This window comes from Balneolaceae bacterium (assembly GCA_034521445.1).
Taxonomy (GTDB): domain Bacteria; phylum Bacteroidota; class Rhodothermia; order Balneolales; family Balneolaceae; genus JAXHMM01.
Window position 1 is genome coordinate 452,204 of record JAXHMM010000005.1, and the last position, 14,657, is coordinate 466,860.

The window sequence follows — 14,657 nt, forward strand, 5'->3', positions numbered from 1 at the left end:
ATTACCTGGGAAGAGCTCTCGAAAATAGATGTGCTGCGGATGCAGGCCCTTATACAGCTTCGGAGGGCCGCCTACGTTTGGAGCCTATCCGGTGTGGTGATTCAATTACTGCCGAGTAATACCATTCTAATCTGGTCCAGGATTTTACTGATTCATGGATACCCCTTCTTTCTCGGCAAGCTCTTTCAGTTTTTTATGTAGGGAGTCGGGGAGTCTTAGGCTTAGCGTACTCATGGGAGTTTGCCTTTGATTTGATAGAGCTTAGACAGGCAGATTACCCTCCTTGCACAAATAATCCAGCAATTGATTAATCTGGAAAGTGGAAGAGGAACCGACAAATTTATTTCGAACTTCCCGGAGTTGATCAAGGAAAGCAATTTGTAAAATGTGCCTCGATTAGCACGAAGTGCTGCATACAGAATATTTGTATCCAGGACAATCTGAGGCCGCTCCATACTGGTATTACATATAATACCATAACTATATCCAATAACTGGATGAAGAAAGGCGTGCTAACATCTGTTACCCCTCTTCGGCCTCCACCACCTCAAACTCTATTTCCCGGTAGGCCTCCTGCCCGCCGGTATGGTCGGTGGCCCGCATGCGAAGCACGTACCGTCCCGGCTCAAGTCCCGCCGCCTTGATCGACAGATCCTCGGTGAAGCGGGCCTCGGCCTGCTCGAAGTTCAGGGTCAGGCTGAGCTGATCCTGCCGCTCCCGGGTCCACCCCAGGAAGTTGACCGGGCGGATTTCGTAGTCCAGGCTGAAGTCGCGGATGCCTTCCGCATTTTCTTGCAGGTGATACACCTCCACGTGCAGGGCCAGCTCCTGGCCTTCGGGGATCTGCTTGTCATTCGCTACCACGAAGGGCAGGAAACTCCCGGCAGAGGCGCTGTCCTTCAGGGCGTAGCCCAGGATCAGGTCGCCCATCTGCAGCTTCGAGGGGTCCGGGTCCAGCGGCTCCGGCTGGGGGACGGTCAGCCGCCCCAGCCCGCGCAGATGCTCCGGGAAGGGCGTCTCCACTTGGGGCGCGCTTTTAGGGTTGCGATTGTGCAGCTCGGCGTAGAACACCTGTTCGGCGCTGTCGCCGGCAAAGGGAATGGTAAAGGCCGAGCCGCTGGCCACCTGCATGTCCGACCCGTCGATCCGCAGGGGCGGCCGGTAGCGGGTGCCCGAGAGCGTGCGCCCGTCGGGTCCCTGCAGGCGCACGCCGTGGAACAGCTGGTAGCTGCCTAGCATGGCACGCACCTGGGCCGAGTCGCTCAGTCCGGCAAACATCGAATCCTGGTTGGCCGCAAGATCCTCCAGGAACCGCTGCTGCGGGCGGCTCTCAAGGAAGGTGGCAAAGACCGGCCCGCCGGCCTCGCCCAGCAGCCGGTACTGGTGGACCTCCAGGGGGATATCGCCCAGGTCCTTGGTAATCGTGGAGGCCTCCTCGGGGGCCTCTTTTGCGCGCTCGCGTGCATCATGCACATGGCGCTGCTGGGCGATTTGGGGGTAGTGCTTGCCAGGCGGATTTCCTCGAGGCCCTCCACTATAACGAAATAACTCTCGTTGCAACCGACTGAAGTTTCGGGACAGGATGGGATCCATCCCGACTGCGTCCCGGTACACCAGATACTGCAATAGCATGGCCGGGTTGATGGGGTAGTCGACGGCCCCGCCCATTCCCTGGTAGGCAAATCGGGAAGAGAGGGTAAACGCAGAGTTCGGGATGAGCTCATCCAGCGTCGACACCTGCCGAAAGGGACCGCCCTGCACCTCCCCAAAGAGTTGAAGCACGTTATCCCGAGTGCCCAGGTATTGCCCCTCGTACACCCATACCTCGTAGCGGGGTGGGGGGATGAAAAGCTGCCGTACCGCATTCTTCATGGCTCGGGCAAATGGCTCACCTGGCGATGTCCCCAAGCCAGTCAACAGTTCATTGGTCAATCTTGAGGCGTCCTGACCTGAAATACTAAACGTGTCGGCAAATTTGCGCTCGGGCTCCCCGTAGCGCACGTAGGCCACCCCCCGGTCGTCGGTGCCGTAGACGCTGCCGTCCCCTCTCGTGTAGTGCTCGCGGGCGTAGGCAATGCGCTGCCAGTGCTCCACCAGCCGCTCATTGTAGGGCGTGGCCGGCGTCGGGTCCACCGAGCTCCACCACCGGGTCATCCGCTCCAGCAGCGCCGGGTCATTGTCTTCCAGCAGCCGGTTCCACTCGGCCTGCCGATCATCGCCCAGCAGCGGCTCCAGGTAGGCCAGCTCGGCCATGACATGCTCTTTCTGGAAGGTTACGTCCTCCCCGGATAGCCCCCACTGGTACATCGCCGAGGCGGCCTGGTAGTAGTCCTCCATCCCCTGCTCGGTGGCCAGGCGGATGTAATTGCGGCCCACCCGCAGGCTCGGGTGGTCCAGCTCCACCTTGGCCGAAAGCCAAATGTCCAGGGCCTCCTTGTAGTCGCCGCGCTCTTCGGCCTCCAGGCCTTCTTCGAAGAGTTGCTGCGCGGTGGGGGGATCTGGCCCAGTGGCCGTGGAAACAGGAGTAAAGGAAAGGAGGAGGGCAATGAGTAGGGCTACCATGACGTATGGTTTCTTTATGAGTAGGATAGTATCATACAAAAGCTGCCGGCTAATTTCCAGTATCCTTAGATAAATCATAAGGATAACCGGGGAAAGGACTACTAATTGGCCTGCCCGGATTCCTCGGCCTCCACCACCTCAAACTCTATTTCCCGGTAGGCCTCCTGCCCGCCGGTATGGTCGGTGGCCCGCATGCGCAGCACGTACCGTCCCGGCTCAAGTCCCGCCGCCTTGATCGACAGATCCTCGGTGAAGCGGGCCTCGGCCTGCTCGAAGTTCAGGGTCAGGCTGAGCTGATCCTGCCGCTCCCGGGTCCACCCCAGGAAGTTGACCGGGCGGATTTCGTAGTCCAGGCTGAAGTCGCGGATGCCTTCCGCATTTTCTTGCAGGTGATACACCTCCACGTGCAGGGCCAGCTCCTGGCCTTCGGGGATCTGCTTGTCATTCGCTACCACGAAGGGCAGGAAACTCCCGGCAGAGGCGCTGTCCTTCAGGGCGTAGCCCAGGATCAGGTCGCCCATCTGCAGCTTCGAGGGGTCCGGGTCCAGCGGCTCCGGCTGGGGGACGGTCAGCCGCCCCAGGCCCCGCAGATGATCCGGGAAGGGCGTCTCCACCTGGGGCGCGCTTTTGGGGTTGCGATTGTGCAGCTCGGCGTAGAACACCTGTTCGGCGCTGTCGCCGGCAAAGGGAATGGTAAAGGCCGAGCCGCTGGCCACCTGCATGTCCGACCCGTCGATCCGCAGGGGCGGCCGGTAGCGGGTGCCCGAGAGCGTGCGCCCGTCGGGTCCCTGCAGGCGCACGCCGTGGAACAGCTGGTAGCTGCCTAGCATGGCACGCACCTGGGCCGAGTCGCTCAGTCCGGCAAACATCGAATCCTGGTTGGCCGCAAGATCCTCCAGGAACCGCTGCTGCGGGCGGCTCTCAAGGAAGGTGGCAAAGACCGGCCCGCCGGCCTCGCCCAGCAGCCGGTACTGGTGGACCTCCAGGGGGATATCGCCCAGGTCCTTGGTAATCGTGGAGGCCTCCTCGGGGGCCTCTTTTGCGCGCTCGCGTGCATCATGCACATGGCGCTGCTGGGCGATTTGGGGGTAGTGCTTGCCCGGAGGGTTACCCCCATTGTATCGGAATAGCTCTCTATCCAACCGGCTGAAGTTTCGGGACAAGATGGGATCCATTCCGATCATCTCCCTGTACACTAGATACTGCAACAACATGGCCGGGTTGATGGGGTAGTCGACGGCCCCGCCCATTCCCTGGTAGGCAAATCGGGAAGAGAGGGTAAACGCAGAGTTCGGGATGAGCTCATCCAGCGTCGACACCTGCCGAAAGGGACCGCCCTGTACCTCTCCAAAGAGTTGAAGCACGTTATCCCGCGTGCCCAGGTATTGACCCTCGTACACCCATACCTCGTAGCGGGGTGGGGGGATGAAAAGCTGCCGTACCGCATTCTTCATGGCACGGGCAAAAGAATAGCCTCCCCCCATGCCCCAAGCAGCCAACAATTGATTGGTCAAACTTGAGGCGTCCTGACCTGAAATACTAAACGTGTCGGCAAATTTGCGCTCGGGCTCCCCGTAGCGCACGTAGGCCACCCCCCGGTCGTCGGTGCCGTAGACGCTGCCGTCCCCTCTCGTGTAGTGCTCGCGGGCGTAGGCAATGCGCTGCCAGTGCTCCACCAGCCGCTCATTGTAGGGCGTGGCCGGCGTCGGGTCTACCGAGCTCCACCACCGGGTCATCCGCTCCAGCAGCGCCGGGTCATTGTCTTCCAGCAGCCGGTTCCACTCGGCTTGCTGATCTTCGCCCAGCAGCGGCTCCAGGTAGGCCAGCTCGGCCATGACATGCTCTTTTTGGAAGGTTACGTCCTCCCCGGATAGTCCCCACTGGTACATCGCCGAGGCGGCCTGGTAGTAGTCCTCCATCCCCTGCTCGGTGGCCAGGCGGATGTAGTTGCGGCCCACCCGCAGGCTCGGGTGGTCCAGCTCCACCTTGGCCGAAAGCCAAATGTCCAGGGCCTCCTTGTAGTCGCCGCGCTCTTCGGCCTCCAGGCCTTCTTCGAAGAGTTGCTGCGCGGTGGGGGGATCTGGCCCAGTGGCCGTGGAAACAGGAGTAAAGGGAAGAAGGAGGGCAATGAGTAGGACTACCATGAGAAATGGTTTCTTTATGAGTAGGATAGTATCATACAAAAGCTGCCGGCTAATTTCCAGTATCCTTAGATAAATCATAAGGATAACCGGGGAAAGGACTACTAATTAGCCTGCCCGGATTCCTCGGCCTCCACCACCTCAAACTCTATTTCCCGGTTGGCCTCCTGCCCACCGGTATGGTCGGTGGCCCGCATGCGCAGCACATAGCGGCCCGGCTCAAGTCCCGCCGCCTTGATCGACAGATCCTCGGTGAAGCGGGCCTCGGCCTGCTCGAAGTTCAGGGTCAGGCTGAGCTGATCCTGCCGCTCCCGGGTCCACCCCAGGAAGTTGACCGGGCGGATTTCGTAGTCCAGGCTGAAGTCGCGGATGCCTTCCGCATTTTCTTGCAGGTGATACACCTCCACGTGCAGGGCCAGCTCCTGGCCTTCGGGGATCTGCTTGTCATTCGCTACCACGAAGGGCAGGAAACTCCCGGCAGAGGCGCTGTCCTTCAGGGCGTAGCCCAGGATCAGGTCGCCCATCTGCAGCTTCGAGGGGTCCGGGTCCAGCGGCTCCGGCTGGGGGACGGTCAGCCGCCCCAGGCCCCGCAGATGATCCGGGAAGGGCGTCTCCACCTGGGGCGCGCTTTTGGGGTTGCGATTGTGCAGCTCGGCGTAGAACACCTGTTCGGCGCTGTCGCCGGCAAAGGGAATGGTAAAGGCCGAGCCGCTGGCCACCTGCATGTCCGACCCGTCGATCCGCAGCGTCGGCCGGTAGCGGGTGCCCGAGAGGGTGCGCCCGTCGGGTCCCTGCAGGCGCACGCCGTGGAACAGCTGGTAGCTGCCTAGCATGGCACGCACCTGGGCCGAGTCGCTCAGTCCGGCAAACATCGAATCCTGGTTGGCCGCAAGATCCTCCAGGAACCGCTGCTGCGGGCGGCTCTCAAGGAAGGTGGCAAAGACCGGCCCGCCGGCCTCGCCCAGCAGCCGGTACTGGTGGACCTCCAGGGGGATATCGCCCAGGTCCTTGGTAATCGTGGAGGCCTCCTCGGGGGCCTCTTTTGCGCGCTCGCGTGCATCATGCACATGGCGCTGCTGGGCGATTTGGGGGTAGTGCTTGCCAGGCCCCGGTGGCAGACCAACCCCATTGTATTTGTGCAATTTTTGGTCAAGCTGCATAAAATCTCGAGCAAATATGGGATCCATAGATGCTACTTCTTTATATATCATTTGCTGCAGGAGCATAGCTGGATTGATTCTTAAATCGGTTGACCCAAACAGTCCTTGGTAAGCATGTCTTGAAGTAAGAGTAAACGCGGAATTTGGTATAAGCTCATCCAGCGCCGATATCTGCTGAAAGGAACCGCCCTGTACCTCTCCAAAGAGTTGAAGCATGTTATCCTGCGTGCCCAGGTATTGACCCTCATAAATCCATACCTCATAGCGGGGCGGGGGGATGAAAAGCTGCCGTACCGCGTTCTCCATAGCACGCGCAAAGGTTTCATTTGGGGGACGATTCCAAGCCACTAAGAGTTGATTGGTCAAACGTGAGGCGTCCTGACCTGAAATACTAAACGTGTCGGCAAATTTGCGCTCGGGCTCCCCGTAGCGCACGTAGGCCACCCCCCGGTCGTCGGTGCCGTAGACGCTGCCGTCCCCTCTCGTGTAGTGCTCGCGGGCGTAGGCAATGCGCTGCCAGTGCTCCACCAGCCGCTCATTGTAGGGCGTGGCCGGCGTCGGGTCTACCGAGCTCCACCACCGGGTCATCCGCTCCAGCAGCGCCGGGTCATTGTCTTCCAGCAGCCGGTTCCACTCGGCTTGCTGATCTTCGCCCAGCAGCGGCTCCAGGTAGGCCAGCTCGGCCATGACATGCTCTTTTTGGAAGGTTACGTCCTCCCCGGATAGTCCCCACTGGTACATCGCCGAGGCGGCCTGGTAGTAGTCCTCCATCCCCTGCTCGGTGGCCAGGCGTATGTAGTTGCGGCCCACCCGCAGGCTCGGGTGGTCCAGCTCCACCTTGGCCGAAAGCCAAATGTCCAGGGCCTCCTTGTAGTCGCCGCGCTCTTCGGCCTCCAGGCCTTCTTCGAAGAGTTGCTGCGCGGTAGGGGGATCCGGCAACGTGGTTCCGGGAGCATGCGTGAAGGTAAGAAGGAGGACAATGAGAAAAACAGTCATAATACTGTTATTTCGTTATGACAGGGGATATATGTTACCAGTAATATTTCGAACCGGTGTCCATATTATTCAACAAGTGTCCATGACCATTAACAAATTTAATCAAGTGTCAAAGACGCTCGGTATACCTTCTGCATGGTACTATCTTCTCCCACAAAATAAAAATGACCTGTTTTATCAAGAGCCAATACTCTATTTAAGGTAATTGAATCGCTATCATTCTCAACCAATGAGGGGATGGTTGCAAATGATACCAATTTATCGTTAGTATCAAATATTTCTAATCCAATATTTGTATCTCCATTATTGGTATAACTGACAAAATGATACGTCCTATTTTCTTTCCTGAATAATCCAAGACTCCTATTTATAATTCTCCCAAATAATGTTTGACCACGATAGGACAACTGATAATTAAACGGTTCTTCTTTTTCCCTTAAAGGGTCAATTTGCAGCGCCTGATATCCCTCGATCTCAGTGTCAAATATCCAGGTCCCATCTTCCGGCAGATACTTGTACCTGTAAAGGGTTCCGGCATAGAGAAAGGGAGTAAGATACAAGTTCTGCTCATCATCAAATACAAAGTGCCCCGGCTTGCCTTGCGACAGATAGTTAAAATCAACAGATGAACTATACTTCAAATTCTCATAGCTGCCGAAGCAACTAATCTTTTGATATTCAGAGTTATAAAGATGGAACAGACAGTCACTATCCTCAGCTTCATCGTACAGTTTATATAAGAAAAGATACCTGGTTTCATTGTTACCAAGTACCGGCAAGAAATTTCCCCGTGGAAATACAGGACTTATCGGATAGTATGAATTACCGACCTCCCCCTCCGGAGTAAAGGTAGATATAATGCGATTGATCCCATCTACTACCATTAGTTGGTACTCGCCGTCCGCTGCCTGAATGATTTGGAAGTCATTGACATCCATAAATTCCCCTGCCCCTCTGCCACGACTTCCAATGCCCCTAATAAATGTACCCGTGCTGTCAAACTTGTGTATCGTTAATCTGGACTTATCAGAAATATACATATTTTTGTTTTCATCAATCCGTAACTCATGAATGACCCCCAATGGTCTTCTTATACCATCAATAGTCCCTTCACTATCAATCGCCACTTCAACTTCGGGATATACTATCGTTTCATTCACTTTTCGATTATCGTGTTCCACGCCACTACTGCAGCCTGCAACAACTGCAAATATCACAATAAAATATATACAGCTTGGTCTCATTCTGAAAAGAAATTAATGAAAACGCATGAATTATGGGCTTCCCGTGACTGTACACGGGATGCCCATAGTATACTACACCTCACACGGTATTTGGGGCCCGCTTGGAGGCTGGATGCAATCACACTCAGGACCGAATGGCATACATTCATACCACACGTTGCCATCAACTTCATGTCTAATAACCATACACCCAGCTGTACCCGCCTCAGTTAGAGTTGAACATGAAAAGCCAGGCTCGTTTGGGTATAAGCAGACGTAGCAATCCTCCTCACCATATGCATTGACGGTGTTGTAACTGATAAATGACGCAGCACATATACAGAGTGCAACGGCCAGTCTGATTAGTCGTTTTCTAGTTTTCATAGCGGTACCTCGATTTTGGTTAGTTGGTATTTGGAGTGGCTCCTATTGCTTCATTGATGGTGCTCATCTTTGATCCTACGCTGGTTATTCGGGTAGCCAGGTAACTTCGATGGACTACCTCCCGGGCATGCAGGTCAGCGAACACCAGCATTTGGTAGGTCGGTAGTTCCTGCCCCTGAAAGGTGGCTATCCTGTCAATCTGGCTATTTCTGCCTATGCGGGAGGGCACATCGTATGCAGCAATCTCCAGAAACCGAGCGGCGGCTGCCGCATCCGACTCTCCTACAATGACTACGGGCTGAATGGCGACGTCTTCCCGCTCTTGGAGCAGACTGATGTACTCATGTACTTCATTGATGCAGGGGGTGCAAACCTTGGAGTTGACCAGTAAAAGGGCCAGGTAGTCCGAATCATCTAAATTGTAGCGTGAACGGTCAGCTTCCGGCCGGTAGGGCTCCAACTCTTCGAACAGGCCGGCAGGTTCTATAGGGATCTTCCGGGTCGTGATCTCCTCCAGTTGCGTTTCCCGTTGCCGATGCTCGCGCTGGTTTTGGATTTCGATCACCGTCAATCCCAGGAAGTAGGCGGCGAATCCCAACAGGAGTGTGATTCCGGTATAATAAAAGAGCTTTTGCATGAGCGAGGGAGCCTTGATAAGCTTCTACAATCAAGCTATTCCCCGCAACCCGTGCTGTCAATTTATTTTAGTACCTATTTTTACTCCGATGAATTACTACATCAAACAGATTAGTTATTCTTTCGCTCTCGATTTCAGAATATCCACTTTCTGTTTCCACTCCTCATATACTTGTTGCCGGGTATGAGTGTTCAGGCTGCGATAGGCGCGGGGACTCATCCTAATTTGATTGTTCAAAAACGCGTTCAGACTGTTTTGTCCGCTATGGCCGATTTCGATGGCAACAAAATGACACTTTTTGTCGGGATACTCCTTTAAAAGATGCAGGGCCCGTTTCATCTTTATTTGCAGGTGCGCTTTTTTGGGAGGGAGTTGATACCGCTTTATAAAGTGCCGGTAAAAGTTCTTGGGATTTTCATATCCGCATTCTTCGGCCCACGTACTTACCCCGCGGATAGTCGACAAATCATTTTCCAGGATCTCGATGGATTGCTTAATGTTCTTCTCGCCCATGGTCAGCCTCTTGCACATTGGTTATATCCCTTGCAAAGAGCGGCGTTCTGGTGCTTACATGTACGTTCTCTTGGAAAACGCCTACTATATATGTACAATTTACACGAGGGGGGGGCTAATGCAAATATTTGAAATACGATACAAACCGACACACATGCCCAGCATAACTGTCAAAAATATACCTGAAGATATCTACGGGAAGGTGAAGGAACAAGCTGCCGCTCATCACCGGAGCATCAACAGCGAAATCATCGCCTGCCTGGTAAAGAGCGTCACTTCTACCAGACCTACTCCAGAAACCATTCGCCAACAGGCACGGAGGGCTCGTGCGATTGCCAGGGGAAGTCTATCTGCGGAAGAGATCAGAAAAGCCATTGAGGAGGGACGCGCATGATCGTGGCGGATGCCAGTATCTTGGCGCCATTCTGGAAGAAGAGCTGGGGATCCCCCTGGTTACCAACGATACCCAATTGGTAAAACTATTTCCCGACATCGCCCGGTCCCCCGGGCAGTTTCTAGAAAATTAAGCCTCCCGGCGATAACCGGGAGGCTTTTCGTAAAGTTGCGTTGTAATCTGAAGCCTAGGAGTCGTCCTCTTCGGTTTCGGCGGCTTTCTCGGTTTCGGCTTCGTCGGCCTCTCCGTCTCCGGATTCCTCGGCCTCGGCTTCCTCCTCTTCGGCTGCGGTGTCTTCGGCCTTGGCGGCTGCTTCCTCGGCCTCCCCGGAGCCTTCCCCGTTGCCCTCGGCGTCTTTGCCGGCGCTGAGTTCTTCGAAGATTTTGGCCACTTCCTGCTCCTCTTCGTCGAGGTCTTTTTTAGAGCCCACGATAAGGTCGTCGTACTTGCGGAGACCGGAGCCGGCAGGCACCTTGTGTCCGACGACGACGTTCTCCTTGAGTCCCTGCAGGTGGTCCTTCTTGGCTTCGATGGCCGCCTGGGTAAGCACCTTGGTGGTCTCCTGGAAGGAGGCCGCCGACAGCCAGCTCTCGGTGGAGAGGGCCGCGCGGGTGATGCCCAGCAGGATGGGTTTGGAAATGGCCGGTTCGGCCTCGCGGGTCTCAAGCTCCGCCTCACCTTCCTTGATCAGCTCGTTGTTGGCATCACGTACCTCGCGGCGGTCCAGGATGGCGCCCTGTTTCAGGTCGGATCCGCCGGGATCGGTGACCACGAACTTGCCGATAAGCTCATCGTTGCGGTTGTTCAGCTCGAAGCGGTCCACCTTGTCCCCTTCCAGGAACATGGTGTCGCCCGGATCGGTGACTTCCACCTTCTGCATCATGGTGCGCACGATCACCTCGATGTGCTTGTCGTTGATCTGCACGCCCTGCAGGCGGTAGACCTCCTGGATTTCGTTCACCAGGTACGACTGCACCGCGTAGGGACCCAGGATGTTGAGGATCTCCTCGGCCGGGATGGTTCCGTCGGAGAGCTGCTGGCCGGCCGTTACGTAGTCGTTCTCCTGCACCAGGATGTGCTTGGAGAGCGAGATGAGATACTTCTTCTCGTCTGTGCCGTCCTTGCTCTCGACAAAGACCTCCTGCTTGCCGCGCTTACGGCCACCCATGCGGACGATGCCGTCGATCTCGGACACCGCGGCGGGTTCGTTGGGCGAGCGCGCCTCGAAGAGTTCGGTCACGCGGGGCAGGCCGGCGGTAATGTCCTTCGACTTGCCAGTCTGGCGCGGGATCTTGGCCAGCACCTGTCCGGCGCTGACCTCCTCGCCGTCATCCACCACGATGTGGGTCTCGACGGGCAGGGTTTTCTCGCGGACCCGGTCGTCGTCGCCTTTCACCAGCAGGGTGGGCACCAGCGAACGGTCCTTGGAATCGATAATCACCTTCTCGCGGTGACCGGTCTGGGAGTCGGTCTCCTCGGAGAAGGTAATATCCTCCATGATATCCTTGTACTCGACCTTGCCGTCTATTTCGGAGTAGATGTTGGCGTTGTAGGGGTCCCACTTGCAGAGGGGCACGCCCTTTGGAACCTCGTCGCCTTCTTCCACGAGCAGCTCGGAGCCGTAGGGCACGTTATAGGTAGTGAGCACCTTGCCCTCTTCGTCGACAATCTTGATTTCGCCGGCGCGGCTGAGTATCACGTTGTGGATCTCCTCCCCGTCATCGTATTCCACGACGCGGACGTTTTCGAATTGCACCTTGCCTTCAAATTTGGCCTTGTGCTGCGACTCGGATTCCATGCGGGAGGCGGTTCCACCCACGTGGAAGGTACGCAGCGTAAGCTGAGTGCCGGGCTCGCCGATGGACTGCGCGGCGATAACGCCCACGGCCTCGCCCACCTGCACCATGGTGCCGCGGGAGAGGTCGCGTCCGTAGCACATGGAGCATACGCCCCGCTCGGTTTCGCAGGTCAGCACGGAGCGGATCTCCACCTCCTCGATGGAGGTTTCGGCGATCTTTTTGGCCACTTTTTCGTCGATGAGCTCGTTGGCCTCGCAGATCAGCTCGTCGCTGATGGGATCGTAGATGTCGTGCAGCGAGACGCGCCCGAGGATGCGGTCCTCAAGGCTTTCGATCACGTCCTCGTTGTCCTTCAGGGCCTTCATCTTGATGCCCCGCAGGGTGCCGCAGTCGTTTTCGTTAATGATGATGTCCTGGGAGACGTCCACCAGGCGGCGGGTCAGGTATCCGGCGTCGGCCGTTTTGAGGGCCGTATCGGCCAGGCCTTTCCGGGCGCCGTGAGTAGAGATGAAGTACTCCAGCACGGTCAGCCCCTCCTTGAAGGAGGAGAGGATGGGGTTCTCGATGACCTCGTTGCCCGACTGCATGGAGCTCTTCTGGGGCTTGGCCATCAGGCCGCGCATGCCGCCCAGCTGGCGGATCTGCTCCTTGGAGCCCCGTGCGCCGGAGTCGGCCATCATGAACACCGGGTTGAAGCCCGCCCGGTCGTTGGTGAGCTCGCTGAAGAGCGTCTCGGAGACGCGGTTGGTGGTGCTGGTCCACTTGTCGATCACCTGGTTGTAGCGCTCGTTGTCGGTGATGAAGCCCATCTCGTAGCGCTCCGTAATCTCGGACACCTCGCCCTGGGCCTTTTCGATAAGCTGCATCTTCTCGTCCGGGATGACGATATCCTCCAGGTTGAAGGAGAGTCCCCCGGTGGTGGCTTTCTCAAAGCCGAGGGTCTTCATCTCGTCCAGGAATACGGAGGTGCGGGCCGTACCCACGGCGGCGTGGATGTCCGCAATAACCTTGCGGAGCTCCTTCTTGCCGAGGGTTTTGTTCTTGAATTCGATTTCCGGGGGACAGATCTCGTTGAAGAGTACGCGCCCGGTGGTGGTTTTGATGATTTCGTATTCGGTCTCCCCCTCCTCGTTGGTGTGGGAGATGCGCACGTTGATCTTGGCGTGCACGTCGATGCGACCCTGGTCATAGGCCACCAGCACCTCGTCGGTATTGGCGAAGGTCTTGCCCTCGCCGCGCTTGTCGTTGGCCATCTTCGTCAGGTAGTAGATGCCCAGGACCATGTCCTGCGAGGGCACGGCGATCGGACCGCCGCTGGCAGGACTCAGAATGTTATGGGAGCCCAGCATGAGCACGGAGGCCTCCAGGATGGCGTCATGGCTCAAGGGCAAGTGGACGGCCATCTGGTCGCCGTCGAAGTCGGCGTTAAAGGCGGTACACGAGAGCGGGTGCAGCCGGATGGCCTTCTCCTCGATGAGCACCGGCTGGTAGGCCTGGATGCCCAGCCTGTGGAGGGTGGGCGCGCGGTTCAGCATAATGGGATGCCCGTCGATCACGTTTTCGAGCACCTCCCAGACCACCTGGTCGCGGCGGTCCACCACCTTCTTGGCGCTTTTGACCGTCTTCACGTAGCCGCGCTCAATGAGGCGGCGGATGATAAAGGGCTTGTACAGCTCCACGGCCATCTCCTTGGGGAGGCCGCACTCGTGCATGTCAAGTTCGGGGCCGACTACAATCACCGAGCGGCCGGAGTAGTCCACGCGCTTGCCGAGCAGGTTCTGGCGGAAGCGTCCGCTCTTGCCCTTCAGCATGTCACTGAGGGATTTCAGCGGCCGGTTGTTGTTGCGCACCGCGTTGGACTTGCGGGAGTTGTCGTAGAGCGAGTCCACCGCCTCCTGCAGCATGCGCTTCTCGTTGCGCAGGATCACGTCAGGCGCTTTAATGTCTATCAGGCGCTTCAGGCGGTTGTTGCGGATGATCACCCGGCGGTAGAGGTCGTTCAGGTCGGAGGTGGCGAAGCGTCCGCCCTCCAGGGGCACCAGGGGACGAAGTTCGGGCGGGATGACGGGAATGACCCGCTGGATCATCCATTCGGGTCGGTTCTCCGTATGCTTGTTGGCCGCGCGGAAGGATTCAATAACCTGCAGGCGCTTCAGCTTTTTCTTCTTGCGCATCTGCGAGGTCTCGTTGCGCACCTCGTAGCGCAGGCGGTAGGCCAGGGAGTCCAGCTCCAGGTTGGAGAGCAGGTCCTCCATCGCCTCGGCGCCCTCCTTGGCGACGAATTTGTCCTCGTCCTCGTCGTCCAGCTCGTAGTGCTCCTCGGGGAGCTGGTCGAGCAGGTCGTAGTACTCCTCCTCGGAAACGAGGTCCCCGCGCTTGTAGCCCAGATCGCGCGTCATGCCCGGGCGGGTAATCACGTAGGTCTCGTAGTAGACGATCTTCTCCAGGTTCTTGGAGGAGTAGCCCAGCAGGTAGGCGATCTTGTTGGGCAGGGACTTGAAGTACCAGATGTGCACCACGGGCACGGTCAGGGAGATGTGTCCCATCCGCTCGCGGCGCACCGCCTTGCGGGTAACCTCCACGCCGCACCGGTCGCAGATGATCCCCTTGTAGCGGATCCGCTTGTATTTGCCGCAGTGGCACTCGTAGTCCTTCACCGGACCGAAGATCTTTTCGCAGAAAAGACCGTCCATCTCCGGTTTGAAGGTGCGGTAGTTGATAGTCTCGGGGGTCAGGACTTCGCCGTGGGAACGGGAGAGGATCGTCTCCGGCGAAGCCAGGGAGATCCCGATGTTATCGAAGTCTTTGGAAACTGTTAAGGTGTTGGTAGTCGGCAAGGAAGTACCTC

The 14,657-nt window shown here is 57.3% G+C and carries 9 protein-coding genes; 1 reads left to right on the forward strand and 8 read right to left on the reverse strand.

Going from position 1 to position 14,657, the window contains the following annotated elements:
• Positions 1-144 precede the first annotated feature (144 nt).
• The 7 genes from U5K31_06040 to U5K31_06070 form a co-directional block, all read right to left on the reverse strand.
• Positions 145-234 carry a toxin-antitoxin system HicB family antitoxin gene (locus U5K31_06040; protein MDZ7772288.1) on the reverse strand — a complete coding sequence of 30 codons (90 nt, stop codon included), beginning with the start codon at positions 232-234 and terminating at the stop codon, positions 145-147.
• Positions 235-522: 288 nt separating this feature from the next.
• Positions 523-2,562: a GWxTD domain-containing protein gene (locus tag U5K31_06045; protein MDZ7772289.1), complete on the reverse strand. Its 2,040-nt coding sequence runs from the start codon at positions 2,560-2,562 to the stop codon at positions 523-525.
• 101 nt (positions 2,563-2,663) lie between these two features.
• Positions 2,664-4,706: a GWxTD domain-containing protein gene (locus tag U5K31_06050; GenBank protein ID MDZ7772290.1), complete on the reverse strand. Its 2,043-nt coding sequence runs from the start codon at positions 4,704-4,706 to the stop codon at positions 2,664-2,666.
• 101 nt (positions 4,707-4,807) lie between these two features.
• A complete protein-coding gene (locus U5K31_06055; protein MDZ7772291.1) occupies positions 4,808-6,859 on the reverse strand; it encodes a GWxTD domain-containing protein in 2,052 nt (683 codons plus the stop codon).
• 98 nt (positions 6,860-6,957) lie between these two features.
• Complete coding sequence (locus U5K31_06060; protein ID MDZ7772292.1) at positions 6,958-8,076, reverse strand: 6-bladed beta-propeller; 1,119 nt, start codon at positions 8,074-8,076, stop codon at positions 6,958-6,960.
• Between the two features lie 409 nt (positions 8,077-8,485).
• On the reverse strand, positions 8,486-9,103 hold the full coding sequence (locus U5K31_06065; GenBank protein MDZ7772293.1) for a hypothetical protein: 618 nt from the start codon (positions 9,101-9,103) through the stop codon (positions 8,486-8,488).
• Positions 9,104-9,217: 114 nt separating this feature from the next.
• A complete protein-coding gene (locus U5K31_06070; protein ID MDZ7772294.1) occupies positions 9,218-9,616 on the reverse strand; it encodes a helix-turn-helix domain-containing protein in 399 nt (132 codons plus the stop codon).
• Positions 9,617-9,770: 154 nt separating this feature from the next.
• Between U5K31_06070 and U5K31_06075 the strand changes: the two genes are divergently transcribed.
• Complete coding sequence (locus U5K31_06075; protein MDZ7772295.1) at positions 9,771-10,010, forward strand: Arc family DNA-binding protein; 240 nt, start codon at positions 9,771-9,773, stop codon at positions 10,008-10,010.
• Positions 10,011-10,197: 187 nt separating this feature from the next.
• On the opposite strand, the gene rpoC is transcribed toward U5K31_06075, so the two are convergent.
• Positions 10,198-14,646, reverse strand: a complete 4,449-nt coding sequence (gene rpoC, locus U5K31_06080; protein ID MDZ7772296.1) for a DNA-directed RNA polymerase subunit beta' — start codon at positions 14,644-14,646, stop codon at positions 10,198-10,200.
• Between the last annotated feature and the right edge of the window lie 11 nt (positions 14,647-14,657).

Coding starts and splice junctions, on each gene's coding strand:
- U5K31_06040 (MDZ7772288.1), bottom strand. CDS start 234: ATGAGTACGCTAAGCCTAAGACTCCCCGACTCCCTACATAAAAAACTG.
- U5K31_06045 (MDZ7772289.1), bottom strand. CDS start 2,562: ATGGTAGCCCTACTCATTGCCCTCCTCCTTTCCTTTACTCCTGTTTCC.
- U5K31_06050 (MDZ7772290.1), bottom strand. CDS start 4,706: ATGGTAGTCCTACTCATTGCCCTCCTTCTTCCCTTTACTCCTGTTTCC.
- U5K31_06055 (MDZ7772291.1), bottom strand. CDS start 6,859: ATGACTGTTTTTCTCATTGTCCTCCTTCTTACCTTCACGCATGCTCCC.
- U5K31_06065 (MDZ7772293.1), bottom strand. CDS start 9,103: ATGCAAAAGCTCTTTTATTATACCGGAATCACACTCCTGTTGGGATTC.
- U5K31_06070 (MDZ7772294.1), bottom strand. CDS start 9,616: ATGGGCGAGAAGAACATTAAGCAATCCATCGAGATCCTGGAAAATGAT.
- U5K31_06075 (MDZ7772295.1), top strand. CDS start 9,771: ATGCCCAGCATAACTGTCAAAAATATACCTGAAGATATCTACGGGAAG.